At 64.7% G+C, this 25130-nt stretch carries 25 protein-coding genes and 1 tRNA gene; 16 read left to right on the top strand and 10 right to left on the bottom strand.

Going from position 1 to position 25130, the window contains the following annotated elements; genetic code table 11:
• Window positions 1-15: 15 nt before the first annotated feature.
• From murJ to rplU, 6 genes are all read right to left on the bottom strand, one after another.
• A complete protein-coding gene (gene murJ, locus NH396_RS15150) occupies window positions 16-1554 on the bottom strand; it encodes a murein biosynthesis integral membrane protein MurJ (RefSeq protein WP_366071744.1) in 1539 nt (512 codons plus the stop codon).
• A gap of 237 nt (window positions 1555-1791) precedes the next feature.
• On the bottom strand, window positions 1792-2058 hold the full coding sequence (gene rpsT, locus NH396_RS15155) for a 30S ribosomal protein S20 (protein WP_077373420.1): 267 nt from the start codon (window positions 2056-2058) through the stop codon (window positions 1792-1794).
• A gap of 267 nt (window positions 2059-2325) precedes the next feature.
• On the bottom strand, window positions 2326-3507 hold the full coding sequence (gene proB, locus NH396_RS15160) for a glutamate 5-kinase (protein WP_176678152.1): 1182 nt from the start codon (window positions 3505-3507) through the stop codon (window positions 2326-2328).
• A 202-nt stretch (window positions 3508-3709) separates the two neighbouring features.
• On the bottom strand, window positions 3710-4906 hold the full coding sequence (cgtA, locus tag NH396_RS15165; RefSeq protein WP_176678153.1) for an Obg family GTPase CgtA: 1197 nt from the start codon (window positions 4904-4906) through the stop codon (window positions 3710-3712).
• 125 nt (window positions 4907-5031) lie between these two features.
• Window positions 5032-5289, bottom strand: coding sequence for a 50S ribosomal protein L27 (gene rpmA / locus NH396_RS15170; RefSeq protein ID WP_043335969.1), 258 nt, complete (start codon window positions 5287-5289; stop codon window positions 5032-5034).
• Window positions 5290-5322: 33 nt separating this feature from the next.
• Window positions 5323-5634, bottom strand: coding sequence for a 50S ribosomal protein L21 (gene rplU / locus NH396_RS15175; protein ID WP_043335971.1), 312 nt, complete (start codon window positions 5632-5634; stop codon window positions 5323-5325).
• A 283-nt stretch (window positions 5635-5917) separates the two neighbouring features.
• Between rplU and ispB the strand changes: the two genes are divergently transcribed.
• The 3 genes from ispB to NH396_RS15190 all read left to right on the top strand — a co-directional run bounded on the left by ispB (window position 5918) and on the right by NH396_RS15190 (window position 7567).
• A complete protein-coding gene (ispB, locus tag NH396_RS15180) occupies window positions 5918-6907 on the top strand; it encodes an octaprenyl diphosphate synthase (protein WP_107335841.1) in 990 nt (329 codons plus the stop codon).
• A gap of 230 nt (window positions 6908-7137) precedes the next feature.
• Window positions 7138-7214, top strand: a tRNA-Pro gene (locus tag NH396_RS15185).
• 122 nt (window positions 7215-7336) lie between these two features.
• Window positions 7337-7567: a hypothetical protein gene (locus NH396_RS15190; RefSeq protein ID WP_077373415.1), complete on the top strand. Its 231-nt coding sequence runs from the start codon at window positions 7337-7339 to the stop codon at window positions 7565-7567.
• Window positions 7568-7581: 14 nt separating this feature from the next.
• Here NH396_RS15190 and NH396_RS15195 read toward each other — a convergent pair whose 3' ends face one another.
• Window positions 7582-7842, bottom strand: coding sequence for a hypothetical protein (locus tag NH396_RS15195; protein ID WP_176678154.1), 261 nt, complete (start codon window positions 7840-7842; stop codon window positions 7582-7584).
• A 197-nt stretch (window positions 7843-8039) separates the two neighbouring features.
• Here NH396_RS15195 and NH396_RS15200 point away from each other — a divergent pair, with 197 nt between their 5' ends.
• The 3 genes from NH396_RS15200 to NH396_RS15210 all read left to right on the top strand — a co-directional run bounded on the left by NH396_RS15200 (window position 8040) and on the right by NH396_RS15210 (window position 12972).
• On the top strand, window positions 8040-8897 hold the full coding sequence (locus NH396_RS15200) for a TlpA disulfide reductase family protein (RefSeq protein WP_176678155.1): 858 nt from the start codon (window positions 8040-8042) through the stop codon (window positions 8895-8897).
• Between the two features lie 138 nt (window positions 8898-9035).
• Complete coding sequence (rapA, locus tag NH396_RS15205) at window positions 9036-11978, top strand: RNA polymerase-associated protein RapA (RefSeq protein WP_176678156.1); 2943 nt, start codon at window positions 9036-9038, stop codon at window positions 11976-11978.
• 232 nt (window positions 11979-12210) lie between these two features.
• On the top strand, window positions 12211-12972 hold the full coding sequence (locus NH396_RS15210) for an RluA family pseudouridine synthase (protein WP_176678157.1): 762 nt from the start codon (window positions 12211-12213) through the stop codon (window positions 12970-12972).
• A gap of 20 nt (window positions 12973-12992) precedes the next feature.
• Here the strand turns inward: NH396_RS15210 and NH396_RS15215 are convergent, their stop codons facing one another.
• Complete coding sequence (locus NH396_RS15215) at window positions 12993-13928, bottom strand: TIGR01777 family oxidoreductase (RefSeq protein WP_176678158.1); 936 nt, start codon at window positions 13926-13928, stop codon at window positions 12993-12995.
• Window positions 13929-14091: 163 nt separating this feature from the next.
• Between NH396_RS15215 and NH396_RS15220 the strand changes: the two genes are divergently transcribed.
• The 10 genes from NH396_RS15220 to NH396_RS15265 all read left to right on the top strand — a co-directional run bounded on the left by NH396_RS15220 (window position 14092) and on the right by NH396_RS15265 (window position 24072).
• Window positions 14092-15306, top strand: a complete 1215-nt coding sequence (locus NH396_RS15220) for an FAD-dependent oxidoreductase (RefSeq protein WP_176678159.1) — start codon at window positions 14092-14094, stop codon at window positions 15304-15306.
• Window positions 15307-15345: 39 nt separating this feature from the next.
• Entirely contained in the window at window positions 15346-15732 is a 387-nt protein-coding gene (locus tag NH396_RS15225) for a CbiX/SirB N-terminal domain-containing protein (protein ID WP_175090323.1), read from the top strand.
• Between the two features lie 266 nt (window positions 15733-15998).
• Window positions 15999-16910 carry a MerR family transcriptional regulator gene (locus NH396_RS15230; protein ID WP_043335996.1) on the top strand — a complete coding sequence of 304 codons (912 nt, stop codon included), beginning with the start codon at window positions 15999-16001 and terminating at the stop codon, window positions 16908-16910.
• A gap of 49 nt (window positions 16911-16959) precedes the next feature.
• Complete coding sequence (gene phrB, locus NH396_RS15235; RefSeq protein ID WP_176678160.1) at window positions 16960-18456, top strand: deoxyribodipyrimidine photo-lyase; 1497 nt, start codon at window positions 16960-16962, stop codon at window positions 18454-18456.
• Between the two features lie 66 nt (window positions 18457-18522).
• Window positions 18523-19008, top strand: coding sequence for a nuclear transport factor 2 family protein (locus NH396_RS15240; protein WP_176678161.1), 486 nt, complete (start codon window positions 18523-18525; stop codon window positions 19006-19008).
• A gap of 128 nt (window positions 19009-19136) precedes the next feature.
• Window positions 19137-19961 (top strand): SDR family NAD(P)-dependent oxidoreductase, encoded by an 825-nt coding sequence (locus NH396_RS15245; RefSeq protein ID WP_176678162.1) that lies wholly within the window; start codon window positions 19137-19139, stop codon window positions 19959-19961.
• A gap of 128 nt (window positions 19962-20089) precedes the next feature.
• The gene (locus tag NH396_RS15250; RefSeq protein ID WP_176678163.1) at window positions 20090-21436 is read left to right on the top strand and encodes an FAD-dependent oxidoreductase; all 1347 of its coding nucleotides are present in this window, start codon (window positions 20090-20092) and stop codon (window positions 21434-21436) included.
• Complete coding sequence (locus NH396_RS15255) at window positions 21433-22251, top strand: DUF1365 domain-containing protein (RefSeq protein ID WP_253064741.1); 819 nt, start codon at window positions 21433-21435, stop codon at window positions 22249-22251. The genes NH396_RS15250 and NH396_RS15255 overlap by 4 nt, the downstream gene beginning before the upstream one ends.
• Window positions 22252-22261: 10 nt before the next feature.
• Window positions 22262-23545 (top strand): cyclopropane-fatty-acyl-phospholipid synthase family protein, encoded by a 1284-nt coding sequence (locus tag NH396_RS15260; RefSeq protein ID WP_176678165.1) that lies wholly within the window; start codon window positions 22262-22264, stop codon window positions 23543-23545.
• A 2-nt stretch (window positions 23546-23547) separates the two neighbouring features.
• On the top strand, window positions 23548-24072 hold the full coding sequence (locus NH396_RS15265) for a DUF2878 domain-containing protein (RefSeq protein WP_176678166.1): 525 nt from the start codon (window positions 23548-23550) through the stop codon (window positions 24070-24072).
• Window positions 24073-24077: 5 nt separating this feature from the next.
• Here the strand turns inward: NH396_RS15265 and NH396_RS15270 are convergent, their stop codons facing one another.
• Both NH396_RS15270 and NH396_RS15275 read right to left on the bottom strand, forming a co-directional pair.
• Complete coding sequence (locus NH396_RS15270) at window positions 24078-24677, bottom strand: EAL domain-containing protein (RefSeq protein WP_366071742.1); 600 nt, start codon at window positions 24675-24677, stop codon at window positions 24078-24080.
• The gene (locus NH396_RS15275; RefSeq protein ID WP_176678167.1) at window positions 24631-24894 is read right to left on the bottom strand and encodes a hypothetical protein; all 264 of its coding nucleotides are present in this window, start codon (window positions 24892-24894) and stop codon (window positions 24631-24633) included. Before NH396_RS15275 ends, NH396_RS15270 begins: the two co-directional genes overlap by 47 nt.
• Window positions 24895-25130 lie beyond the last annotated feature (236 nt).

A 25130-nucleotide genomic window follows, 5' to 3' on the forward strand; every position in this document is an offset into this window, starting at 1 on the left:
ACCCGGGCAGCAGACTCAGCTCTGCATGCGGAAATGGCGCGGGCGGACACCGCACAGCCCCAACCACACCGCATAGGCCAGCACACCACCGACGACCAGCGCTCCCATCATCGCACAGCGCTCCCACAGCCCCCAACCAAGCCAGGTGGTCCAGTCCGGCGACAGCCACATCAAGCCGCCGCCCATCAGGGCGCAACCCCCGATCAGGGTCAGCGAATAGCGTCCCCAACCGGGCTGGAAGCGCAGCACGCCGTCACGATACAGGCCGCGTGCCAGCAGGCCCGCATTGAGGAAGGCCGACAGCGCCGTGGCCAGCGCGAGCCCGGCGTGCGCCAGCGGCACGATCAGCGCCAGGTTGAAGGCCATATTGGCGACCATCGCGATGATACCGATCTTGACCGGCGTTTTCGTGTCCTGACGCGCATAGAAGCCCGGTGCCAGCACCTTGATCAACATGAAGGCCAGCAGACCGAAGCTGTAGGCACGTAGGCTCTGGGCCGACATCACCACATCGTTGTCGGTCATCGCGCCGTAGTGGAACAGCGTGATCAATAGGGGTTCGGCCAGCACGCCGAGCGCCAGCGCCGCCGGCACCCCGATCAACAGTACCGAGCGCAGCGCCCAGTCGAGCATCTTCTGGAAGTGCTCCAGCGATTGCTCGGCGTGGCGCTTGGAGAGCGCCGGTAGAATCACCGTCCCGATGGCGATGCCGATGATGCCCAGCGGCAGCTCGACCAGACGGTCGGAGTAATAGAGCCACGACACGCTGCCGGTGACCAGAAACGAGGCCAGCACGGTATCCAGCAGCAGATTGATCTGCGACACCGAGACACCGAACAACGCCGGGGTCATCAACTTGAGAATGCGGCGCACGCCCTCATGGGCGAAATTCGGCCATGGCTTGGGCATCAGGCCAAGCCGCAGCAGGAACGGCACCTGGAACAGCAGCTGCACGCCACCGGCGATCAACACGCCCCAAGCCAGCGCCATGGCGGGTGTCTCGAAGCGAGGGGCCAGCAACAGCGCCGCGCCGATCAGGCTCAGATTGAGCAGCACCGGCGTGATGGCCGGCACCGCAAAGCGATTCCAGGTATTGAGCACGCTACCCGCAAAAGCGGTCAGCGAGATCAGCAGCAGATACGGGAAGGTCAGGCGCAGCATGTCACCGGTCAACGCCAGCTTGCCGGCATCGTCACCGAACCCGGGCGCGAAGACCCACACCAGCCAGGGCGCGCACAGCATCGCGACCGCGGTGATCAACGCAAGTACGATGCCAAGACTGCCGCTGACGGCATCCAGCAACTCACGGACCTCCTCCCGCGTCCGGCGAGTCGCATACTCCGACAGCACCGGGATGAAGGCCTGGTTGAAGGCACCCTCGGCAAACAGGCGGCGCATGAAGTTGGGGATCTTGAAGGCAACGAAGAAGGCATCCGCTCCGCTGCCGGCGCCCAGCAGTGATGCGATGGTCACATCGCGCGCCAGCCCAAGCACGCGCGACAGCATCGTCATCACGCTGACGATCAACCCCGAGCGCAACAGACCACCCCGCACCGGCAGACTGTCGCCCGAGCGGGTCTCGCCCTGGGCACTTGCTTGTGAAGCGGACTGCGCGGCGGCCTCGGCCCTGCCATCTTCTCCTCTGACTTCCTGCTCGCCTGTGGGCGACTCATCCTGCGGCTTGCTCACCCTGACACCCCTCTCGCTTCCCTGACCTGACACCGATGTCATCCACTCGACAGACAGACACAAAAAAACCGGCCGAAGCCGGTTTTTTCACACACATGCGTCTTAGACAGCCAGTGCCTTGACGCGTGCGTTCAGACGGCTCTTGACGCGAGCAGCCTTCTTCTTGGACAGGATGTCCTTGTCGGCGTAACGGTCGAGGACCTTCTGCGCGACATTGAAAGCGGCCATGGACGCAGCGTGGTCGCCAGTCTTGACGGCCTTCAGCACGTTCTTGACGCTGGTGCGCACGGCGGAACGCTGTGCGGAGTTGTGCTGACGACGGACTTCAGCCTGACGAGCGCGCTTGCGAGCTTGCTTGGAGTTTGCCACTTTGATGCTCCTTATGAGTCCACCCGTAGGCGCGTACTCATGAACTGGAATTTGGAAGACATTGTCGCTAGGCGACAGCGGGTCCCGTCATTTCTCGTGCTCGATACTTGACGCATGGAACCTCGAGAAATCAGCGACTTGGCGTGGAAGCCCCGCCAAACCTTCGCCATCGGAGCGGACCAGCATCCGACAGGACGGCAGAGTCTAGCACGACCCGCCCACATATCACCAGTCCGACACCTGCCCCGAAGGCAGCCCTCATGCGCCTTACAGCACGATGAGGTTATCGCGGTGGATCAGTTCCGGCGCCTCTATATAGCCCAGCGTCGCCTCGATCTGATGACTGGGCAGGCCGAGAATCCGTCCGGCATCTTCGGCGCTGTAATTCACCAGGCCCTTGGCGATGCGCTGGCCGGATTCATCGACACACTGCACCAGATCACCGCGCTTGAAGGCGCCATCGATCTTCCTGACGCCCACCGGCAACAGGCTGGAGCCACGCGTGGTCAACACATTGACGGCGCCGGCATCCAGCGTCAGGGTGCCGCGCACCTGCAACTGCCCCGCGATCCAGCGCTTGCGCGCCGCGATCGGCGCATGCTCCGGCAAGAGGAGCGTGCCGAAGCGCTCACCGGAAGCCAGCCGGGTGATGACCTCGGGCTGACGGCCAGAAGCGATCACGGTCAATGCGCCACTGCGCGCCGCGAGACGCGCCGCGCGCACCTTGGTCGCCATGCCGCCACGCCCGAGCAAACCGCCGCCGCCGGCCACCTTGACCAGTATCGGGTCATCGGCCTGGGCTTCCTCGATCAGGCTGGCCGCCGGGTCATGACGCGGATCGGCATCATAGAGGCCTTCCTGATCGGTGAGCAGCAACAGCGCATCGGCCTCGAGCAGGTTGGCGACCAGCGCGCCGAGGGTGTCGTTGTCGCCGAAGCGGATCTCATCAGTGACCACGGTGTCGTTCTCGTTGATCACCGGCACCACCCGCAGGTCGACCAGGGTGCGCAGCGCCGAACGTGCATTCAGGTAGCGCTTGCGGTTGGAGAGGTCGTCGTGGGTCAGCAGAATCTGCGCCGTGGTGAGGCCATGACGATGGAAATGCTCTTCATAACACTGGGTCAGGCCGTTCTGACCGACCGCCGCTGCCGCCTGCAGCTCATGCACGCCGCTGGGGCGAGCTGACCAGCCCAGCCGCGACATGCCGACGGCGATCGCCCCGGAGGACACCACGATCACCTCGACACCCCGCGCGTGCAGCGCCGCGATCTGATCGACCCAACGACCGATGCCGGCATCATCCAGCCCGCGGCCGTCGTCGGTCAGCAGCGCACTGCCGATCTTGACCACCACGCGTCGTGCACTGGCCAAGGCCTCGCGCCCCGTCTGACTGCCCAGCTCCGCCACTTCCGCCACCTTCTGCTCCGACACCGCGCTCTCTCCTGTCATGTCATCCCTCGCCGGCAGGCCCTGCCTCTCTGCTTGCCATTGTCTGCTCCCGCCAGCCCGCTGTCATCACTCCTCGCCGGCCCCGACAACGAAAACGCCCCGCCGCGAGACCATGAGGTTCGGGGCGGGGCGTGAATCGCGAAGCGGGTCGCTCGTCACTCGGTGGCTGCCGCTCAGGACAGCCACCGGACGAACTGAGACCTCAGGGCGCGTATTCGACTTCGACGTCGTAATCGTCGTCATTGAAGTCGTCATCGTCCTCTTCTTCGTCATCCTTCTTGCGCTTGCGACGTGTCAGGCGCTCTTCAGCGCGCTCCAGCGACTCGTTCTCCATGCGCGCCAGCAGGGCGGCATGTGCCTCGGCAGCTTCCGGATCTTCCACCAGCTGCAGGCGTTGCTCGCCCAGCCAGCGGTGCGCGGCCTGCACCAGCTCCTGGGTGCCGATACCGCTGGCCGCGGAGACGACGAACAGCTCGCCTTCCCAGCCCAGACGCTCAACGAGGTCCTTGACCATCGCGTCACGATCCTCTTCCGCCAGCAGGTCGACCTTGTTGATCACCAGCCAGCGGGGCAGCTCCGTCAGTGCCGAGGAGAAGTTCTCCAGCTCCTTGAGGATCGCCTCGACCGCATGCACCGGATCGCTCTCGTCGAAGGGAGCGATATCCACCACGTGCAGCAGCAGGCGCGTACGTGTCAGGTGCTTGAGGAAACGCAGGCCCAGGCCGGCACCATCCGCCGCGCCTTCGATCAGACCGGGAATATCGGCCATCACGAAGTGCTGGTGGCTACCGATCTTCACGACACCGAGGTTCGGCACCAGGGTGGTGAACGGGTAGTTGGCGACCTTGGGCTTGGCGGCGGAGACGGCGCGGATCAGCGTCGACTTGCCGGCATTCGGCATGCCGAGCAGACCGACGTCCGCCATCACCTTCATCTCGAGACGCAGGTTGCGGCGCTCGCCCCAGGTCCCCTTGGAAGTCTGACGCGGCGCGCGGTTGGTGGAAGACTTGAAGTGGATGTTGCCCAGTCCACGACGTCCACCCTGCGCGACCAGTACCAACTGGCCGATCTCCGTCACGTCGCCGATGATCTCGAGGGTTTCCTCGTCGATCACGGTGGTGCCGACCGGCACCTTGACGATCAGGTCCTCACCCGCCTTGCCTGCCATCTGGCGGCCTTGACCGGCATCGCCGCTCTCTGCCTGATAGTAGCGCTGGAACTTGAAGTCGATCAGGGTATTGAGGGAATCATCCCCGATCAGGTACACACTGCCGCCGTGCCCGCCGTCGCCCCCATCGGGACCACCGCGCGGCACGTATTTTTCACGGCGAAAACTCAGGCAACCATTGCCGCCACGTCCGGCCTCTACAATGATCGACGCTTCATCAAGGAACTGCATGCTGCTCTCTCCTGACGACGACCCGGGCCGTCATGCGACAAAAAAGCCCCGCCTGAGCGGGGCTTCCTTGCAGACCGTCCCACGATACCGGGGCATCGTCCAGTCTGCGTAAGCTGTCAGACGTTTCAGGCAGAAACGATGCTGACGAACTTGCGGTTCTTCGGACCCTTGGTCTCGAACTTCACGTGGCCGTCGGCCAGAGCGAAGAGAGTGTGGTCCTTGCCGATGCCGACGCCAGTACCAGCGTGGAAACGGGTGCCGCGCTGACGCACGATGATGTTGCCGGCGATAGCCGCTTGGCCACCGAACAGCTTCACACCAAGGCGCTTGGATTCAGAATCGCGACCGTTGCGGGTAGAGCCCGCCGCCTTCTTATGTGCCATTGGATAATTCTCCTATGGTGGGTAGCGCTGCAATTAAGCAGAGATACCAGTGATCTTGACTTCGGTGAACCACTGACGGTGGCCCGCACGACGCATGGAGTGCTTCCGGCGACGGAACTTGATGATGGTGACCTTGTCGCCACGGCCGTGAGACACGACCTCGGCAGAAACCTTGGCACCTTCCACCAGCGGAGCGCCGACCTTGATGTCGTCGCCTTCAGCGACCATCAGGACTTCGTCAAACTGGATAGCTTCGCCAGTCGCGACTTCAAGCTTCTCGAGCTTCAGGGTCTGGCCTTCCTGAACGCGGTACTGCTTGCCACCGCTCTTGATAACTGCGTACATGATTCTCTCCATCGGACTCATCAAGGGTGTGCTCTTGGGTGGCCTGCTGCGAGTGGCGCCCCTTCTGGAGCCATCTGACAGGGAGCGGGATGAGTCACGGCCGCGTATTATAGCGCCACGTGCCGCGACCGACAAGCAATGTCAAGGTTTACGCGACCAATCGGCCGCCAGCCAGCGTCCTTGCGCGGGTGCACGCCTTGACGGCCATAGGGGTGCCCCATAGCATTACCGCCAAACGGCACGCCACGGCGGCCTCACCTCTCGCTACGGGCACGACGATCTCATGCAAGCCGACGCATCGACCCTTCACGCGGCAGTGGCAGATGACTTCGCCGCCGTCGACCGCACTATCCTCGCGCAGCTCGAGTCGCGCGTGCCGCTGGTCCAGACCATCGGTCAGTACATCATCCAGAGTGGTGGCAAACGCCTGCGCCCGGTGCTGGTGCTGCTGGCAGCCCGCGCACTCGGCTATCAAGGCGAGAAACACGTTCATCTGGCCGCGCTGATCGAGTTCATGCACACCTCGACCCTGCTGCACGATGATGTCGTGGATGAATCCAGCCTGCGCCGCGGCCGTTCCACCGCCAATGACACCTGGGGCAATGCGCCGTCGGTGCTGGTCGGTGACTTCCTCTATTCGCGCTCCTTCCAGATGATGGTCGAAGTCGGCTCGATGGACGTGATGGCGATTCTCTCCGCCGCCACCTGCACCATCGCCGAAGGGGAAGTCCTGCAGCTGACCAATATCGGCAATGCCGACATTGATGAGGCCGCCTACTTCGAGACCATCCACGGCAAGACCGCCATGCTGTTCGAGGCGGCCGCCCATGCCGGCGCGATTCTGGCCAGGGAAACCGACGACACTGTCACGCCGGCACAGGTCAGCGCGCTGCAGAACTATGGCCGCTACCTGGGCCTCGCCTTCCAGCTGATCGATGATCTGCTCGACTATCAGGGCGATGCCGAGACCATGGGCAAGAACGTCGGTGATGACCTGGCCGAAGGCAAGCCGACCCTGCCGTTGATTCGCGCCATGCAGGTCGGAAGTCCGGCTCAGGCCAGCCTGGTGCGCGGCGCCATCGAGAAGGGTGGGCTGGAGCAGCTCGACGAGGTGCTGGAAGTGGTGCGCCTCACGGGCGGCCTCGACTATACCCGCAGCCGCGCTCAGGAAATGGCCGATAACGCCCTGAATGAGCTCAAGGCGCTGCCGGAGAGCGAATTCCGCGACAGCCTCGAGCGCATCGCGCTGTTGAGTGTCGGCCGCCAGGCCTGATATGCGCATGACGATGGCCTGCCTGGCAGGTCGTCGGTCAGTCGATCATGGCAGCAGAAGACCGCCGCCAACATGGCGAGAAGCGCCGGCAGGACGAGGTGAAGAGAAGCGTGCTTCTCGACAGCGGGATTGCCCCCTGAGACTCAGATAAAACTTTTTGACCTCAAGGGCTTGCAAAGCAAAGCTACCTGCGTATAATTCACCTCCGTCGAGACAAGCTCACGACGCATCGGAGTATAGCTCAGCTTGGTAGAGCGCTGCCTTCGGGAGGCAGAGGTCGTAGGTTCGAATCCTGCTACTCCGACCAGATATCTGAAAAAGCCGCTGATCACTGATCAGCGGCTTTTTTGATGCTGGAAGGTTTTCCTGCGGCTCATGCTGTCCAGTGACAAACTCCCCTCCAACGCCTTACATCCCTCAGGATGCCACATGCACACACTGCGCCTTGCCATGCTGTCCCTGCTGCTCACCTCTCTGCTCTCCGCCTGCGCCTCTACCCGTACCCAATGGGAGAAGCCCGGCGCCAACAGCACGGAGGCTCACAACACCTGGGCCGGCTGCCAGTACGAACTTGGCCTGACTGACAAGTCAGACAACGAGAAACAGACGCTGCTGAAGTACTGCATGGAGCGTGAAGGCTACCGACTGCAGAGCTACTGAGTCGCTCGCCTGCCTCAATCGGACATCCAGGTGTCACTCGCCTTGCGGGCCCGCTCGCGTCCAGCGCGCTCTCGGTCGCGGCGGGCCTTTTGCTTGAGGTAGTAACTGCGCAGGGCAAGGCCGAGACCGAAGGCCAGCATCAGGGCGAACACCAGCCCCTGCCAGGGGCGGGCGGCATCGCCAAGCCAGGTTTCCAGCACGACGATGGCGATCAGGCCAGTGGCCTGACTGGCAACGGCGATGGCACGGCTACGGTCATAATGATGTGACAGCATGGGGATATCCTTGGCGCGTCCTCGGCGGCAGAGCAATGCTCAGTGCGCGAGGCGTGGATGTCGAAGTCCGTCGATTATCGCATACTCGAGCCTCGCGACTGCAGCGCCTGCCCAGCGTTTGCCAAGCGCTTGCCACATACAGGCCGACAGACACTGCTGATTCGAACGCTCCCCGGACACCGCCAGAGGATAACCGCATGGATGCCATCGCCCTGGGCCCTGCCCTGATTTCCGTCGAACGCCTCTATGCCTTCGTGGCAGCCCTGGTGATGCTGATCGAGTTCTCGCTGCTGATTCGTCTGCTGGCACGCATGCACGCCAGAGGCACGACCGCGCCCGCTCACGATTCACCGCCGCTGAGCCCCTCGCGCTGGTTCAATCGCATGCTGGTCAGCTGGGTGATCGGTGCGCGCCTCACTCATGTCGCGCTGCACTGGGCAAGTTATCAGCAGGTACCGCTGGATATCCTCAAGCTGTGGCAACCGGGCTACCACCTGTTCGGCGGCATGCTGGCCGCGACCCTGGCCAGCCTGTGGCTGCTGCGCCGGCATGGCACGATTCGCCAGGTGATCGCGCTGGGCAGTCTGACCCTGGGCCTGACCGCCTTCCTTGGCCTCAAGCAACTCGACCCGCTGGGCAACGCCGCCGCCATCGAGGCGATGCCTGCCATCACCCTCAACCATCTGGATCGCCGCCCCGTCGCGCTGAATGACATCCAGGACGAGCGCGTGATCGTCAATCTATGGGCCACCTGGTGCCCGCCCTGCCGACGCGAGATGCCACTGCTGGCAGAGGCTGATCAGAGACCCGGCGTCACCGTGGTACTCGCCAATCAGGGCGAGCAGACACTGGCGGTGACCCGCTTTCTGAAAAGCGAACAGCTGACGCTCGAGTACGCGCTGCTCGACCCCGCCATGCAGCTGATGGCGCTGGCCGAGGCGCAGGGCCTGCCCGCGACCCTCGTCTTCGATGGCGACGGACAGCTGATCGAGCGTCATATCGGCGAGCTGAGCCGCGCCCAGCTGGACGCCCTGCTACCGGCGTCACGGCCATAGAACGACACACCGGTGGCCTCGTTCGATGCGACAAAGACGCTCGCCGCAAGAAAAGGCGCTTAAGCCACGGCGTCTGATCCGGTAAGATACCGCGCCCCTGTATTCCCGATTCCCGTCTTTGTCCTACCCCGAGGCTTCATGAGCGACTTCATTCCCGGTCAGCGCTGGATCAGTGACGGCGAGGCTGATCTCGGCCTTGGCACCATCCTCAATGTCGACTTCCGCACCGTCACCGTGCTCTTTGCTGCCAGCGAAGAAACCCGCACCTACAGTCTGCGCGAAGCGCCCCTTACCCGGGTGGCCTTCGGCAATGGCGACCGCATCCAGTCCGACGATGGCGAATGGCTGATCGTCGATGACTTCAAGGAAGTGCGCGGCCAGATCGTCTACATCTGTGAGCGCAGCGGCGAGCATGCCGGCGAGCTCATCGAGCTTCCCGAAGCCCGTCTGAACGACAAGATGCAGTTCAATCAGGCACGTGATCGCCTGCTGACTGGCCAGGTCGACCGCAATGACTGGTTCGACCTGCGCTATCGCACCCTGCGCCACTTCCACCGTGTCGAGCAGAGTCCGGCACTGGGCCTGTCCGGCCCCAAGGTCGATCTGGTGCCGCACCAGCTCTACATCGCCGATGAAGTCTCGCGCCGTCACGCGCCGCGCGTACTGCTGGCCGATGAAGTCGGCCTCGGCAAGACCATCGAAGCCGGCCTGATCCTTCACCGCCTGCTGCTCAGCGGCCGCGCCAGCCGTGCGCTGATCCTGGTACCGGCGAGCCTGACCCACCAGTGGCTGGTCGAGATGCTGCGCCGCTTCGCGCTGGATGTCTCGCTGCTCGACGAAGAGCAGTGCAAGGCCTACGGCACGCGCAACCCCTTCGAAGGCAACCAGATCATTCTGGCCAGCCAGGACTGGCTGTTCGCCAACCCGTCGCGTCAGGTCCAGGCTGCCGCCTGCGATTGGGACATGCTGATCGTCGATGAGGCCCACCACCTCGACTGGAGCGAAGACAAGGTCGGCCCGGGCTACGCCTGTGTCGAATCCCTCGCTCGCCAGATCGCCGGCGTGCTACTGCTGACCGCCACGCCGGAGCAGATGGGACTCGAGAGCCACTTCGCACGCCTGCGCCTGCTCGACCCGGAGCGTTACCACGACCTGGAGCGCTTCAAGGCCGAGGAACAGGGCTATGTGGCTGTCGCCAGCGCCATCGACGCCCTGGAAGCGCTGCCCGCGGACCAGAGCGGTCTCGACAGCCTCACCGAGGTGCTGGATGACGCTGACAGCCGCGCCCTGCTCGACACCCTGATGGACAGCGATGCCGATGATGCCCAGCGCGACAGCGTGCGTCGTCAGCTGCGTGACCAGCTGCTCGATCGCCACGGCACCGGCCGCGTGATGTTCCGCAACTCGCGCACCCATGTCGAAGGCTTCCCCGAGCGCCGTCTGCATGTCCACGAGCTGGAGCTGCCCTCCTCCTACCGTCGCGTGGTGCGCAAGCTGGAGCGCGACGAGGACTATCTCGATGACCTGCTGATCGAGACCGGCATGAACCACCCCGAGGTGGTGCTGTTCCTCGACGAGATGTATCGCGCCCTGCCCGATGACCGCATGAACGCCGAGCCCTGGTGGCAGATCGACCCGCGCGTCATGTGGCTGCTGGAAACCCTGACCGACCTCGGCAACGAGAAGGCGCTGGTGATCTGCCATACCGCCGATACCGCGCGTGAGCTGTCCGAAGGCCTGCGCGTGCTGGGCGGCGTGCATGCGCCGGTCTTCCACGAGGGCATGAGCCTGGTCGAGCGTGATCGCGCCGCCGCGGCCTTCGCCTCCGAAGAGGAAGGCGTGCAGCTGCTGGTGTGCTCGGAAATCGGCTCGGAAGGTCGCAACTTCCAGTTCTGCCACCACCTGGTGATGTTCGACCTGCCGGTACATCCGGACCAGCTCGAACAGCGCATCGGGCGCCTGGACCGCATCGGCCAGCAGTTCCCGATCGAGATCCACGTGCCGGTCTTCGAAGGCTCGCCGGGCGCCCAGCTGCTGCGCTGGTACCGCGATGGCATGGACGCCTTCAGCGCGCCGCACGGCATCGGCAGCGAGCTCTACACCCAGTTCGGCGACGAGCTGGAAGAGGCCCTGCTCGACAGCGAAGAGATCGACAGCATCATCGAGCAGACCCGCGAGCGCTTCGACGCCCTGCAGGAAGAGCGTCAGTCCGGCCGCAACCGCCTGCTGGAACTCAATGCCTGCCGTCACGAGCGCGCCGAGGAAGTCATCGCCGCCATCGAGACGCTGGACAACGACAAGGCGCTGCCCGGCTATCTGGAGCGCGCCTTCGACATCTTCGGCATCGAGAGCCGGGACCTCGGCGATGGCATCACCTATCTGGCGCCGGGCCCGCACATGCTCGACGGCCTGCCGGGGCTGGTGAAGGGCGAGGAAGGCTTCAGCGTCACCAGTGACCGCGCCACCGCGCTGTCACGCGAAGACGTGCAGCATCTGTCGTGGGAGCACCCGCTGGTCCGCGAGATGCTGGTCCGCATCCTGGACGGCTCGATGGGCAACACCGCGCTGGCGCTGCTCAAGCACCCGGCGATTCCCGGTGGCCGCCTGATGACGGAAGTGGTGTTCCGCACCCAGTCCACCGCGCCGCGCGGCCTGCGTCTGGGCCGCTTCCTGCCGCCGACCGCCATCCGTGTCCTGCTGGATGAAACCGGCAGCAACCTGTCCGACAAGGTGTCCTTCGGCGGACTGGCCAAGAACCTCAAGCCGGTCAAGAAGGCGGTCGCGCGTGACCTCATCAAGCAGAGCCACGCCACGCTGCGCAAGCTGATGAGCGATGCCGAGCAGGAAGCCGAGCGCGAACTGCCGACCATCGTCGAGCAGGCCCAGCAGCAGATGCGCGAGCAGCTCAGTGCCGAACTGGCGCGCCTGGAAGCCCTGGCCAGCCACAACCCGGCCGTGCGCGAGGAAGAGCTCGAAGCACTGCGTCAGGAGCGTGCCGCGCTGGACAGTGCCATCGAGACCACCCGTCTGCGTCTGGACAGCGTGCGCGTCATCGTCACCGTGGATGCCCACGAGCGTTGAGCTGACCGCAGGCGTCAGTGATGCACCTGAAACGCCCCACCTGCCATCGGCCGGTGGGGCGTTTTGCCGTGTGCGCCAGCGACAATGGCCCGCTGGACTTGCCAGATCGACCAGCGGCCGCGACGATGCCATCGCTTGCGTGTCACGATTCGCGGCCCATCACTTACGCCTCATCACTTGTGTTTCATCCCTTTCGTTTCATCCTATCGCTTCATTACTACAGAGCACCCCCATGGCGAGATCATATCCAGAGAGCGACGAGACAGCGTCAGGGCAGAGCTGGCAGGGAGAGCGCCTGGCCGAGGAAGGTGAGCGTGTCGCAAGGGTGGGGCTATCGCTGCTGGCGGCGGGCGATGACTGGTGGGCGATCGACAAGCCGGCCGAGCTGCCCTCCGTGCCGGGGCGTGATCCCTCGCGCTTCGACAGTGTCCATTCGCGCCTGTGCCAATTGAGCGACGATACCCGCGCCGTGCACCGCCTGGATGTGGCGACCTCCGGGGTGCTGCTGGTGGCGCGCAATGTCGAGGGCCAGCGGCGACTGTCGCGGCTATTCCAGTCGCGTACCATCGAGAAACGCTATGTGGCCGTGGTGGCAGGTCATCTCACGCCCGCCGAGGGCAGCATCGCCCTGCCGCTGCGCTGCGACTGGCCACGCCGCCCACGTCAGATCGTCGACTTCACGCATGGCAAGTCGGCACTGACGCACTATCGGGTCGAGCAGCATCTGACGCTCGCGGGCCAGCGCCCGGATGGTACGTCGCAGACCCTCGCCGCCAGCCGTGTTTCGCTGACGCCACATACCGGACGTTCACACCAGCTGCGCCTGCACATGCTGGCACTCGGCCACCCGATCATCGGTGATGGCTTCTATGCCCGCGGCGCGGCGCTGAATGCCAGCCCGCGCCTGTTGCTGCATGCGGCACGCCTGGTGATTCCGCCAGCCAGCGACAGCGATGCCCTACCACTGGTGCTGGAAGCGCCACTGCCCTTCTAGCATCGCCTTGCTGCCAAGACTCACTTGCGTGACAGGATATCGGCGAAGGCCACGTCGAGGGTCGGGTAATCGAAGGTGAAGCCGGCAGCCAGCAGACGCGCCGGCACCATGCGGGCGCCCTCCAGCAACAGGGTGCTCATTTCCCCCAGCCCCAGCTCAAGCGCCTTGGCCGGCAGCGGCAGGATCGCCGGGCGCCCCAGACCGCGAGCCAGAGCGTGGGTAAAGCCCATGTTGGTGACCGGATGCGGCGCGCTGGCATTGAAGGCACCGCTGAGACTGTCATCCGCCAGCAGGCGCTCGATGATGCGAATCATGTCGTGGCGGTGGATCCACGGCATGTAATGGCGTCCATCGCCCAGCCGCCCCCCGAGCCCGAGCTTGAAGGGCGTCAGCAGCTTGGCCAGTGTGCCGCCATCGGCCTCCATCACCAGGCCAGTGCGGATGATGGCCAGTCGCACGCCATATTCGGTGACGGGCATGGCGGCCGCTTCCCAGTCGCGACACAGGCGATGATTGAAATCGTCGTGGGGCGTCGCCTGTTCATCTATCTCGACATCGCCCGGCTCGCCCGCCTTGGGCTGTGCGCCGTAATAGCCCATCGCCGAACCGGACACCATCACCTGCGGCGGATGGCCTTCGGTGGCCAACTGCTGACACAGCATCACCAGGTGCTCGGTAGTCTCCAGCCGCGAACGGCGCAGCTCACGCTTGTGATCCTCGCTCCAACGCCGCCCGGCTATCGACTCCCCCGCCAGATTGACGATGCCTTCGGGCTGCCAATCCTTGAAGGCCAGCGACGAATCCGCCGCGACCACCGTCAGCCCCAGGTCGGCAAACTGGCGCTCAGCACGCTCCGGGCGGCGCGATACGACCGCCAGCGAGTGGCCCGCAGCGGCCAGTGACTGACACAGCGCCTGGCCGACGAACCCCGTTGCACCTGTTATCAATATTCGCATGTTGCCCTCCTCGGCGATGAAGCATCGAGTGTGCCGACTTCCGCCATAAATCTATACTTATATTGTACAATTATGCGCAAGAAGTTAACTTTAGCGTATCTGCTGTCGGGTCACATGACGACCCGTACCCCCAGAACACCGCCCGCGCAGGAGTCGCCTCCAGATGCCAGTATCGTCCATCGCCATCATCGGTGCCGGTATCGCCGGATTGTCTGCCGCCACCCGACTGACCGCGCAGGGCCATGCGGTAACGCTATTCGAGAAGGCGCGCGGCCCCGGCGGACGCCTGGCCAGTCGCCGCACTAGCGAAGGCCCCATCGACATCGGCGCGCAATACTTCACGGCGCGTGATCCACGCTTCCAGTCCGCGCTTGAGCAGTGGCGGGCCGCAGGCGTCGTCGCAACTTGGGGTGAGAGACTGTTGAGTCTCGGCAAGTCGGCGTCTGACGAGAGCCAATGGCAGCGGCTGCGCGATGATTCCACCCGCTACGTGGCCAGTCCGCGCATGAGCGCCCTGAGCCGCCACCTCAGTGAACAGCTGCCGGCCCATGCGAGCCTGCACAGCGAAACGCGCATCACGCGCCTGATCGCGGACGATGGCACGGCGTCAGACAAGCGCTGGCGGCTCGAGGACAGCGACGGTGATCAGCACGGCCCCTTCGATCACGTGGTGATCAGCGCGCCGGCGCCGCAGGCACGTGCCCTGTTGAGCACGGCCGGCACCGACGCCCAGGGGGCGGCGCTCTGCGAGGACTCGCTTGCCCCGGCACTGAGTCAGGCGCTGGCCCGAGTGGAGATGGCACCGACCTGGACACTGATGGCCACTCTGGAGACGCCGCTTCCCGCGCTGGGGGGCGACGATGATTGGCAAGGGTTGCTGGTCAGCCGCGGTGATGATGGCCCGCTGCGCTGCGTGATGCGCCAGCATTCGCGCCCCGGCCGCCAGACACCGTTACATGCCAAGGAGACCCTGAGCCTGCTGGCGACCGCTGGCTGGAGCCGGGCGAACCTGGAGAAGTCGCCACAGGAGGTCGCGACCTTGCTGTGGAAGGCCTTCGAGACACTGCCCGAGATCCGCGAGCTGGCGCCGGGCTGGAGCCGGGGCAAGGTCACCCTCACGGCGCATCGCTGGCGTTACGCCCATCCGACCCAGACACTGCCGCAGACCTCAGCGGCAGCCGGCCAGAATGGCGATGAACAGAAGGGCCATGTCCAGAAGGGACGTGACCAGAACGCCCAAGCCCACAATGTCTGCGGCCAGGGGGCATCCGGGCTATGGCTGGCCGGAGACGCCCTGCGTGGCCCACGCGTCGAGGACGCCTGGCTGTCAGGGCACGAGGTAGCCGAACAGCTGCTCAACACCCTCGTCGACAGCTGATACGCTGCCGCGACCCCTCATCGCCCACAGGATAGCTGCATGACTACATCCACAGATCACGACAACGCCTTGATTCTATTGGCCCATGGGTCACGTGACCCGCGCTGGCGCGAGCCCTTCGAGGCACTGGAAGCCACACTGGCTTCCCGCCTCAAGCGTCCGACGCGCCTGGCGTATATGGAACTGTGCGACCCGCTGCTGACCGACACCATCGATGCCCTGGCGGCAGACGGTGCCGCGCGTATCGACATCCTGCCGCTGTTCTTCGCAGCCGGCCGTCATCTGCGTGAAGACGTGCCCGCCATGCTGGAAGAATCGCAGCGCCAGCACCCCGACTGCCCCATCAGCCTGCTTGACCCGGTGGGAGCACATCCGGCCTTTGTCGAGGCCTTGATCCAGATTGTGGAGCAACAGGACAACGCCTAGACGGCCGATTTCATGACGGGACCTCCTGCGTCGAAGGCGCTGTGATGCACCTTCAAAACATGTGCACCGAGGATGCGACGCAGCTTGCCTCTTGTCAGGCTCTGGCGGCTGCGCCATCCTGATGCCCACATGTACAGCTAGTGCACAAGATGCATTGCCGGTATCCCACAGCGCCCCATGTGACGACACTTCAACTTTACCCTGTGTGTCGTCCTCACCTGTGCTTCACCCGGGATGCCTCGTCACCGCCAGAGGTAACACCATTCATGACTGACAAGGCCACGGAAACTGCCAGTTCGCCGCTGTTTCCGATCCGCGAAGTCTCTCGCCTGACCGGCGTCAATTCGGTCACGTTGAGAGCCTGGGAACGCCGCTACGGACTGATCGAGCCCCGCCGTACGCCCAAGGGGCATCGCCTGTATGCCCGCGAGGACATCGAGCGGATCGAACACATCCTGCAATGGCTCAACCGCGGAGTACCTGTCAGCCAGGTACGCGAGCTTCTCGACCAGCCGCAGCCGGAAAGCACGCCGATGCCGGACGAAGGCAGCTGGAGTGGCCAGCAGCAGCTGGCATTGGCCGCCATCGATGCCCAGGACGAGGCGCGTCTGGCCGAGCTGTACAACCAGAGTCTGGCGCTGTACCCGGTCAGCAGCGTGGTCGAGCGCCTGTGGCGTCCGCTGCTCGAACAGCTCGAGGAGCGTGGCACCGCCACCTTCGGCACCCGCCTGGCCCAGTGCTTCTTCGAGAGCTTCCTGCGCTCGCGCATCGGTGCCCGGCTGGTGTTTGCCAATCAGGAGCGTCACGCCCCGCACATCACGCTGACGCGCCTGCCGGAAGAACCGGGCCTCAGCTGGCTGCTGCTGTTCGCGCTGGTCGCCAGCGACGCCGGCTATCACGTCAGCCTGCTGGATGGCCCACTGCCGCTGGCGGAGCTGCCGCTGGCCGCAGAGCGCCTGCAGGCACAGGCCGTGGTACTGGTCGGCACCCAGGCAGAGCGCTCGGATGTCATGCGCCGTCAGTTGCCGCGGGTCGCAGAACAATTGAGCGTGCCGCTGGCCATCGCTGGCCCGGCCGCCCAGATTCGCCAGCAGGAGCTGGTAGACGGGCCCATCGAAGGCCTGGGAGCCGACCCGATTCAGGCGGTCGCTCGCCTGAGGTCCTTGATGGCACGTTGAACGCAGGCTCCTGCTCGGCATTGGTTTCACCGATCGCCAAGGAGCCCCGATGTCATCTGACTCACCATCCACCTCTTCCTCCGCCTCCGCGCCAGCGGGGGCTCCCCTGCAGCTGGTCTGGCTGCGCAGTGACCTGCGCGTACATGACAACACGGCTCTCTCGCAGGCCGCCGCACGCGGCCCGGTCGTGGCCGTCGTCGCCCCCTGCCTGGCGCAGTGGGTCGAGCACGGCCACGGAGCCAACAAGCTCGACTTCCTGCGTCGCGGCCTGCATGTCCTGCAACAGGCACTCGCCGGCTATCACATCCCGCTCAAGGTGCTCGACTGCGACACCTTCGCCGAGGTGCCCCAGGCGCTGGCCGCACTATGCGATCAGCTGGGCGTCCGGGCCCTGCATTTCAATGACGAATATGCCGTCAATGAGCGTGAGCGCGACCGACAGGTCCGTGAACTGCTTGCCGAGCGCGACGTCCGCCTGCATCGCTACACCGACATGCTGGCCTTCACGCCCGGCGAGCTGCTGACCGGCAAGGGCGATTACTACGGCGTCTTCACGCCCTTCTCCAAGCGCTGGCACAAGGAAGTCGATTCCCGACGTCTGGCGCTGAATGAGGCGCCTGAAGTGCAAGCCACGCCCCGCGATGCCAAGGGGCGCGAGATCCACGGCGACGCCATTCCGCCACTGCCCGAGACACTCAAGGGCAAGCCAGCGACAGCGCTGGACGCCGAGCTATGGCCGGCCGGCGAAGAGGCCGCACAGGAGCGCCTGGAACGCTTCCTGACCTTCCGCGCGCGCCGCTACCACGAGCAGCGCGATATCCCCGCCACCCGAGGCACCAGCGAGCTGTCGCCCTACCTGGCGCTGGGCATGATCTCGGCCCGCCAATGCTACGCCGCCGTACTGGCAGAGAACGGCAGCCTCGCCGATGGCGATGTCGGCCTGACCAGCTGGGTCAACGAGCTGATCTGGCGTGAGTTCTACCAGCACATCCTGGTCGGCTTCCCGCGCGTCAATCGCCACCGTCCCTTCCAGCGCCATACCGAGGCCCTGCAGTGGCGCGACGATGACGAAGGCTTCGCCGCCTGGTGCGAGGGCCGCACCGGCTACCCCATCGTCGATGCCGCCATGCGTCAGCTGGTGCAGACCGGCTGGATGCACAATCGCCTACGCATGGTGACGGCGATGTTCCTCACCAAGCATCTGCTGATCGACTGGCGGCGTGGCGAGGCCTTCTTCATGACCCATCTCGTCGATGGTGAGCTGGGCGCCAACAATGGTGGCTGGCAATGGGCGGCCTCCACCGGCACCGATGCCGCGCCCTATTTCCGCATCTTCAATCCGACCACCCAGGGCCAGCGCTTCGACAAGGACGGCGAGTTCATCGCGAGCATGGTGCCGGAGCTGGCCGAGCTGCCGGCCAAGCGGCGCCACCAGCCCAGTGCGGATGACTGTCAACGGACGGGCTACCCACGACCGATCGTCGATCACAAGGCCGCCCGCCAGCGGGCGCTGGATACCTTCAAGGCGCTGTCCAGAAGCGAATGACCCCTCAAGCGGCCTGCTGATCTTCAGCAGGCCGCTCCCCCCCCCCTATCCTTCAGGAGCGTTGCCATGCAATCGCTACCCGACGAGATAAGCCCGGCCCTGACTCGGGTATGTCGTCTTTACGAAAAGCTGGACAAAACCTCTACAGAGCTGCTCAAATCAGTCTACAGTGACGATATCGTCTTTCGCGACCCCCTGCATGAAGTCCACGGCCTGACAGCACTCAACGCCTATTTCTCAGGGTTGTACATGAATGTCGCCGCCATCGACTTCGTCTTCCATCACCCGCTGGGGCCGATACCTAAGCAAGCCGCCGGCCCTGTGGATGAAGGCAATGAACAGGGACTTGCCTGGCTCAGCTGGACGATGACCTATCGCCATCCCCGTCTGAACGGGGGCAAGGACATCAGCGTGCAGGGTGCCTCACGCCTCGAGTTCCGAGACGGGAAGGTCATTCATCACCGTGACTTCTTCGATGCCGGCGAGCTGCTCTACGAGCAGGTGCCCGTCCTGCGCAACGTGATCGGTCTGCTGAAACGTCGCATGGACTGAGCAGCATGACGACATCCATACGGACACGCCCGGCGTTCTCTGAGTCAGTGCCAGCAAGGCTCTCCCGGCCAGACACAGGCTGAAGACGCAGACAGGCACGCCACACACATACATGCCAAGGAGGGGAAATGGCCAGTCATGGTTCGAGCACCACATCGACAACCACATCGACGTCCGCAAAGGCTCGCAAACGTATCTGGCTGACCGGCGCCAGCTCCGGCATCGGCGAAGGACTGGCGCGCCGGCTGCTGGCAGATGGCCACCGGGTCGCCCTCAGCGCCCGCTCCGCCGACAAGCTGGAGGCCATCGCAGCCGATGCCGAGCAAGGCCCCGGGGAAGCGCTGGTCGTGACGCTCGACCTCACCGACCGTGAGGCCATCCGCGCGGCGGCCAGCCAGATAGAGGCCCGCTTTGGTGGACTCGACCTTGCACTGCTCAACGCTGGCACCTGCGAATATCTGGATGCACGGGAATTCGAGGCAGACCTGGTCCACCGCGTGTTCGCGACCAATTTCCAGGCCACCGTGGATGTGATCGAAAGCGCCTTGCCGCTGCTGCGCATGGCAGCGGCAGACGGCGGTGAGCGGCCGCAGCTGGCAGCGGTCTCCAGTGCTTCGGCCTATCTGCCGTTGCCTCGAGCCGAGGCGTATGGCGCCTCCAAGGCCGCAGTGAGCTACTTCCTGGAGTCGCTACGGCTGGACCTCGACAACCAGGGCATCGATGTCAGCGTGATTCACCCCGGCTTCGTCAAGACACCGCTGACCGAGCGCAATGACTTCCCGATGCCGATGCAGGTCACTGTCGATCAGGCGGTCGAGGCGATCGTGACGGGACTCGCGCGTCATCGGCTCGATATCCATTTCCCGCGACGCTTCACGCTGCTGGTCAAGTTGCTGGGCATCCTGCCCGCCCCCTTGCGACGCAGCATCGGGCTGCACATGACGCGCGGCTGATCTCGCGAACCAGAGCCCGGCTCACGAGAGTCTGGCGCACCCGGCAATACAGACAAGATTCGCCCGCACCGACGGCTCGACCACACTTCTGCTCATGACGACATGGTGCGTTCTACTTCTGGAGTGGCATGAACACAACAACGACCTACGCGACAGCGCCTCCACCCCGCCAGCGCATTGCCGTCATCGGCAGCGGCATCAGCGGCATGTCAGCGGCCTATTACCTGAGTCGCAAGCATGAAGTGCATGTCTTCGAGTCAGCCGAGCGCCTGGGCGGCCACACCGCCACCATGGATGTGCAGTGCGCCGATGGCAGCGACTGGGCCATCGACACCGGCTTCATCGTCTTCAACGACCGCACCTACCCGCATTTCCAGCGTCTGCTGGAGCGCCTCGACGTGGCTTACCAGCCCACCGAGATGAGCTTCTCGGTGCACACCACCGCCGAGGACTTCGAGTACAACGGCCATACCCTGCTGTCGCTGTTCGCCCAGAAGCGCAACCTGTTGCGCCCGCGCTTCTATCGCCTGTTGCGCGACATCCTGCGCTTCAACAAGCAGGCTGCCGCCGATCTGGACAACGGCAAGCTCGCCGAGGGCGCGACCCTGGGCAGCTACCTGGATGCCAATGGCTACTCGCAGGTCTTCCGTGAACATTACCTGCTGCCGATGGGCGCGGCGATCTGGTCCGCCAGCATCGCGGATATCGCGCAGTTCCCGCTGCTGTTCTTCGTGCGCTTCTTCCGCCATCACGGCCTGCTGTCGGTCAATGATCGTCCACAATGGTTCACGCTGGTCGGTGGCTCGCGCACCTACATCGCGCCGCTGACCGAGGGTTACGCAGAGCGCATTCGCCTCAACAGCAAGATCAGTCGTGTCCTGCGCGACGCCAACGGGGTGACACTTGAGCATGCCGATGGCCGCCGTGAACGCTTCGACCAGGTGGTGATGGCGTGTCATGCGCCACAGGCACTGGCTCTGCTCGGTGATGCCAGCGAGCAGGAACGCGAGGTATTGGGAGCCATCACGACTCAGCGCAATGAGGTGGTGATGCATACCGATACCTCGCTGCTGCCAAGGCGCAAGTCGGCCTGGGCGAGCTGGAACTACCGCCTCGATGGGCGCGACGACGCCCAGCGGGCCAGCGTCACCTACGACATGAACATCCTGCAACGCCTTGATGAGCGCGAGCACCCGCCCCGCGAGACCTTCTGCATCACGCTCAATGACAGCGACGCGATCGATCCCGCTCGGGTACTGGGCCGTTACGCCTATGACCACCCGCGCTTCACGCTGGCCGCTGAGGACGCCAAGGCGCGCTTCGCGCAGATTTCCGGCGCGCAAGCCAAGGCGGACGGCCCAGTAGGGCGCACCCATTTCTGTGGTGCCTGGTGGCGCAATGGATTCCACGAGGATGGCGTATGGAGCGCGCTGCGGGTCGCAGAGGCACTGGGTGCTCGCGAGGCAGACGATTGAAGGCGCCCGCCAGTCGCATCGGCTATGGCACGCTGCGCCACCGCCGCCTTGCGCCGCGCCAGCATGCCTTTCGCTATCGCGTCGCCATGGCATGGCTGGCACTGGATGAGTTGCCGGCACTGATGGCCGGCAAGCGTCTGGTGAGCGCCAGTCACGCCGCGCCACTGGCCTTTCGCGACAGTGACCATCTGCCGGCCGCGGTCCACGACATTGTCGATGGCCCACTCGAGGACCGGGTGCGCGCCGCCTGTCAGCGCGAGCTTGCCCGCAATGGCGATCACGCGCCATTGCCGCAGGGGCGCGTCTTTCTGCTGACCCAGCTGCGCCACTTCGGGATCGGCTTCAACCCGATTCGCCTCTATTACCTCTATCACGCCTCAGGCCAGCTGGGCGCAGTGCTCGGTGAGGTCACCAATATTCCCTGGGGAGAGCGCGTGCTGTATGCCGCCCGTACGGACCCGCAGCGTCGCATGCAGGCGGCGCAGTTCGACAAGCGCATGCATGTCTCGCCCTTCATGCCGATGGGCATGCGCTATCACTGGCGCTTCAACGACCCCAGCGCGGACGAACTGTTGCTGCACATGGAAAACCATCCCCTCACCGGGGATACGGCACGGATAGCGCAGAATTCGCTGTTCGATGCCAGCCTGAGCCTGCATCTGGAACCGGCTACCTCACGCGCCTTTCATCGCCTGCTGCTGCGCTTCCCCTGGATGACGCTCAAGACGGTCGCGGGCATTCATTTCGAGGCGCTGCGTCTGGCGCTCAAGCGCGTGCCGATCTTCGACCATCCGCGCTCGCCGTCTTCATCATGAGGAACTCATCATGAGCCAATTCGAACCCGCTCCCCCCACTCTGGCCACGACTCAGGCACCGGCGGACCGCCTGACGCGGCTGCTGCGGCCACGCCTGCTGCGCATGCTCGACAAACTTGAAGGTGGCAGCCTGACGGTGCTGGAAGGCCGAGAGCGCCACGTGCTGGGCAAGGGCGGCGCGCGCAACGTCACGCTGCGTATCCATGACTCACGCGCATGGCGGCGCATGGCGCTGGGTGGCACCGTCGCGGCGGCGGAGGCCTACATGGATGGCCAGTGGGAGACGGATGATCTGGTCGGGCTGGTGCGCCTGTTCGCCTACAACCTCGAGCAGGTCAATGACTCGGTGGACAGCGGAACGTCGCGCCTGTCCAAGTGGGCGCTGAGCGTCGCCTACGCGCTGGCGCGCAATACGCTGGCGGGGTCGAAGCGCAACATCTCGGCGCATTACGATCTCGGCAATGACCTCTTCGAACTGTTCCTCGACCGCGAGCACCGCATGTATTCCGCGGCGGTGTTCCCCTATCCCGAGGCCAGTCTGGAAGCGGCCTCTACCCACAAGCTGGAGAAGCTGTTCAACCTGCTGGAACTGGGGCCACAGCATCACCTGCTGGAGATCGGCACCGGCTGGGGCGGGCTGGCGATCCATGCCGCAAGAACACGCGGCTGCCGCGTGACCACCACGACCATCTCCGATGAGCAACACGCCTATACCAAGGCGCGTATCGCCGCGGAAGGGCTGGAGGATCGCATCACGCTGCTCAAGGAAGACTACCGGGCACTGGAAGGTCGCTTCGATCGTATCGTCTCGGTGGAGATGATCGAGGCGGTCGGCCATCAGTATCTGTCGACCTACCTGAAGACCCTCGAGCGCCTGCTCGAGCCGGAAGGCCTGATCGCGCTGCAGGCCATCACGATTCGCGATCAGCGCTTCGTGGCCGCCAGCCGCGAGATGGACTTCATCAAGCGTTACATCTTCCCCGGTGGCTTCCTGCCGTCCCATACGGCGATCCTCACCGCCATGCAGCAGGACACCCAGCTGAACCTGCTGCAGCTCGAGGATATCGGCCTGCACTACGCCGCCACGCTCAAGGCCTGGGGGCAGCGCTTCGAGGCGCGTCTCGGGGAGGTCTATGTGCAGGGCTACGACGAGCGCTTCGTGCGCATGTGGCGTTACTACCTGGCGTACTGCGAGGGGGGCTTCCGCGAGCGCACCATCGGCACCTGCCAGCTGTTGCTGGGGGGGCCGGGGGCGCGCCCGGTACAGGCGGGGCTCCAGGATTGGGACGCCTGAACATGCTGTCCGAGCGCCCTGGAGCACTGCTCAATGCCGGTCTCTTTCAGCTCGGTTGGTTCTGCTGTGTGCTGGGTGGCGCGACGGTCGCCCTGCTGGCTACGCCGCTGATACTGGCCGTGCATCTATGGCTGATCGTGCCCACGAGTGAGCGCCTGCGCGAGCTGCGCTGGCTTGCCGCCTTCGTGGCGCTGGGGATGGTAGTGGATGGCAGCCTGTCACTGGCCGGCGGATACACCATCACCTCGGACACGCCTGGCTGGGCGCACTGGCTGCCCCTGCCTGTCTGGATGTGGTGTCTGTGGCCGCTGTTCGCCTGCACGATCCATCATGCGCTGCGCTGGTTGTGGCAGCGGCCCTGGCTGGCGGCGGCTGGCGGCGCCATCAGTGCGCCGCTGTCCTATTACGGTGGGGCGCAGCTCGCCAATGTGACCCTCGCCGACTGGCTGCTACCGGCCCAGGCGCTGATCTGGGGCGGCCTGTGCCTGGGCATCGCAGGCCTTCATGGGCATGCCGAGCGTGCCTGAGGGCGTCAGGCGGCCTTGATGGCCAGATTGCCGGCCTCGTAGCCATTGAGCCGCTCGATGACCTCCCCCGCGGGCGCCGGCCGCGAGAAGTAGACCCCCTGTATCCAGCCGCAGCCATTCGATACCAGATATTCACGCTGCTCAGCGGTCTCGACGCCTTCCGCGATCATCTCCATGCCCAGGCCCTTGGCCATCGCCAGGACCGCCATGGTGATGGCGGCATCCGCTCTCTCGCCGGGCAGGCTGCGGATGAAGGCACGGTCCAGCTTGAGCTTGTCCACCGGAAAATCCTTCAGATAGGCGAGTGACGAATAGCCGGTACCGAAGTCGTCCACCGCGATCTGGTGGCCGCAGGCGCGCAGGGCGGCCAGACGCCGTGAGATGTCGCCGGCACGCTCATCCAGCAGTACCGACGTCGTCAGCTCCAGCCCGATGGAGCTGGCGGGCACGTCATACTCCAGCAACAGGCCCGCCAGCGAGGCTTCAAAGCCACCCTGGATCAGCTGCAAGGCAGAAACATTGACCCAGTTGCCCAGGCGCAGCATCAGCACATCGGCGTCAGCGCCATCCTCCGGGGCGCGGCAGCTGCCGATTGTGGCGATCACTGATCACCAGTCCATCACTGCTCAGGTGCACGGCGGCCTCCAGCAGCTGACGATGCAGCAGCTGGCGACGACGCTGGCGCACGATGTCCAGACCCGCCAGAACGGCAGGCAGCAACGCGGCAAGACGCAGCTCGAGCCCCGGCAACCAGGGCAGCGCTGTCAAGGCAACGAGCGCCCCGATGATCAGGGGCCGATTGAAGTGGGCTTGCGGCCACATAAGCAGCTCTCGGTGAAAGGGGTCATCGGGGAGGATCCTGCATTTGCAGGCAGCGGGCCATTCTCGGCACGGCTCCAGCGGATTGCGACCGATGCCGGCAAAGAGGACCCCGCGCGAATCACACACTAGCTCCTATCGACCACTTTCCCCCCAGCTGTAGGACTTATTTGCACCCGCCCTTGCTGCCCTTTAGTCTGGCCCCCACGTGCATTCAGGGGTGCCAGCCATTAGACTAG

The sequence above is a fragment of the Cobetia sp. Dlab-2-AX genome, from assembly GCF_024124625.1.
In the GTDB taxonomy this organism is placed as follows: Bacteria; Pseudomonadota; Gammaproteobacteria; order Pseudomonadales; family Halomonadaceae; genus Cobetia.

What these genes read in the sequence shown, in the direction of transcription:
- proB (WP_176678152.1), bottom strand. Translation starts at nt 3,507, where the DNA reads ATGACAGGAGAGAGCGCGGTGTCGGAGCAGAAGGTGGCGGAAGTGGCG.
- cgtA (WP_176678153.1), bottom strand. Translation starts at nt 4,906, where the DNA reads ATGCAGTTCCTTGATGAAGCGTCGATCATTGTAGAGGCCGGACGTGGC.
- rpmA (WP_043335969.1), bottom strand. Translation starts at nt 5,289, where the DNA reads ATGGCACATAAGAAGGCGGCGGGCTCTACCCGCAACGGTCGCGATTCT.
- rplU (WP_043335971.1), bottom strand. Translation starts at nt 5,634, where the DNA reads ATGTACGCAGTTATCAAGAGCGGTGGCAAGCAGTACCGCGTTCAGGAA.
- ispB (WP_107335841.1), top strand. Translation starts at nt 5,918, where the DNA reads ATGCAAGCCGACGCATCGACCCTTCACGCGGCAGTGGCAGATGACTTC.
- NH396_RS15190 (WP_077373415.1), top strand. Translation starts at nt 7,337, where the DNA reads ATGCACACACTGCGCCTTGCCATGCTGTCCCTGCTGCTCACCTCTCTG.
- NH396_RS15195 (WP_176678154.1), bottom strand. Translation starts at nt 7,842, where the DNA reads ATGCTGTCACATCATTATGACCGTAGCCGTGCCATCGCCGTTGCCAGT.
- NH396_RS15200 (WP_176678155.1), top strand. Translation starts at nt 8,040, where the DNA reads ATGGATGCCATCGCCCTGGGCCCTGCCCTGATTTCCGTCGAACGCCTC.
- rapA (WP_176678156.1), top strand. Translation starts at nt 9,036, where the DNA reads ATGAGCGACTTCATTCCCGGTCAGCGCTGGATCAGTGACGGCGAGGCT.
- NH396_RS15210 (WP_176678157.1), top strand. Translation starts at nt 12,211, where the DNA reads ATGGCGAGATCATATCCAGAGAGCGACGAGACAGCGTCAGGGCAGAGC.
- NH396_RS15215 (WP_176678158.1), bottom strand. Translation starts at nt 13,928, where the DNA reads ATGCGAATATTGATAACAGGTGCAACGGGGTTCGTCGGCCAGGCGCTG.
- NH396_RS15220 (WP_176678159.1), top strand. Translation starts at nt 14,092, where the DNA reads ATGCCAGTATCGTCCATCGCCATCATCGGTGCCGGTATCGCCGGATTG.
- NH396_RS15225 (WP_175090323.1), top strand. Translation starts at nt 15,346, where the DNA reads ATGACTACATCCACAGATCACGACAACGCCTTGATTCTATTGGCCCAT.
- NH396_RS15230 (WP_043335996.1), top strand. Translation starts at nt 15,999, where the DNA reads ATGACTGACAAGGCCACGGAAACTGCCAGTTCGCCGCTGTTTCCGATC.
- phrB (WP_176678160.1), top strand. Translation starts at nt 16,960, where the DNA reads ATGTCATCTGACTCACCATCCACCTCTTCCTCCGCCTCCGCGCCAGCG.
- NH396_RS15240 (WP_176678161.1), top strand. Translation starts at nt 18,523, where the DNA reads ATGCAATCGCTACCCGACGAGATAAGCCCGGCCCTGACTCGGGTATGT.
- NH396_RS15245 (WP_176678162.1), top strand. Translation starts at nt 19,137, where the DNA reads ATGGCCAGTCATGGTTCGAGCACCACATCGACAACCACATCGACGTCC.
- NH396_RS15250 (WP_176678163.1), top strand. Translation starts at nt 20,090, where the DNA reads ATGAACACAACAACGACCTACGCGACAGCGCCTCCACCCCGCCAGCGC.
- NH396_RS15260 (WP_176678165.1), top strand. Translation starts at nt 22,262, where the DNA reads ATGAGCCAATTCGAACCCGCTCCCCCCACTCTGGCCACGACTCAGGCA.
- NH396_RS15265 (WP_176678166.1), top strand. Translation starts at nt 23,548, where the DNA reads ATGCTGTCCGAGCGCCCTGGAGCACTGCTCAATGCCGGTCTCTTTCAG.
- NH396_RS15275 (WP_176678167.1), bottom strand. Translation starts at nt 24,894, where the DNA reads ATGTGGCCGCAAGCCCACTTCAATCGGCCCCTGATCATCGGGGCGCTC.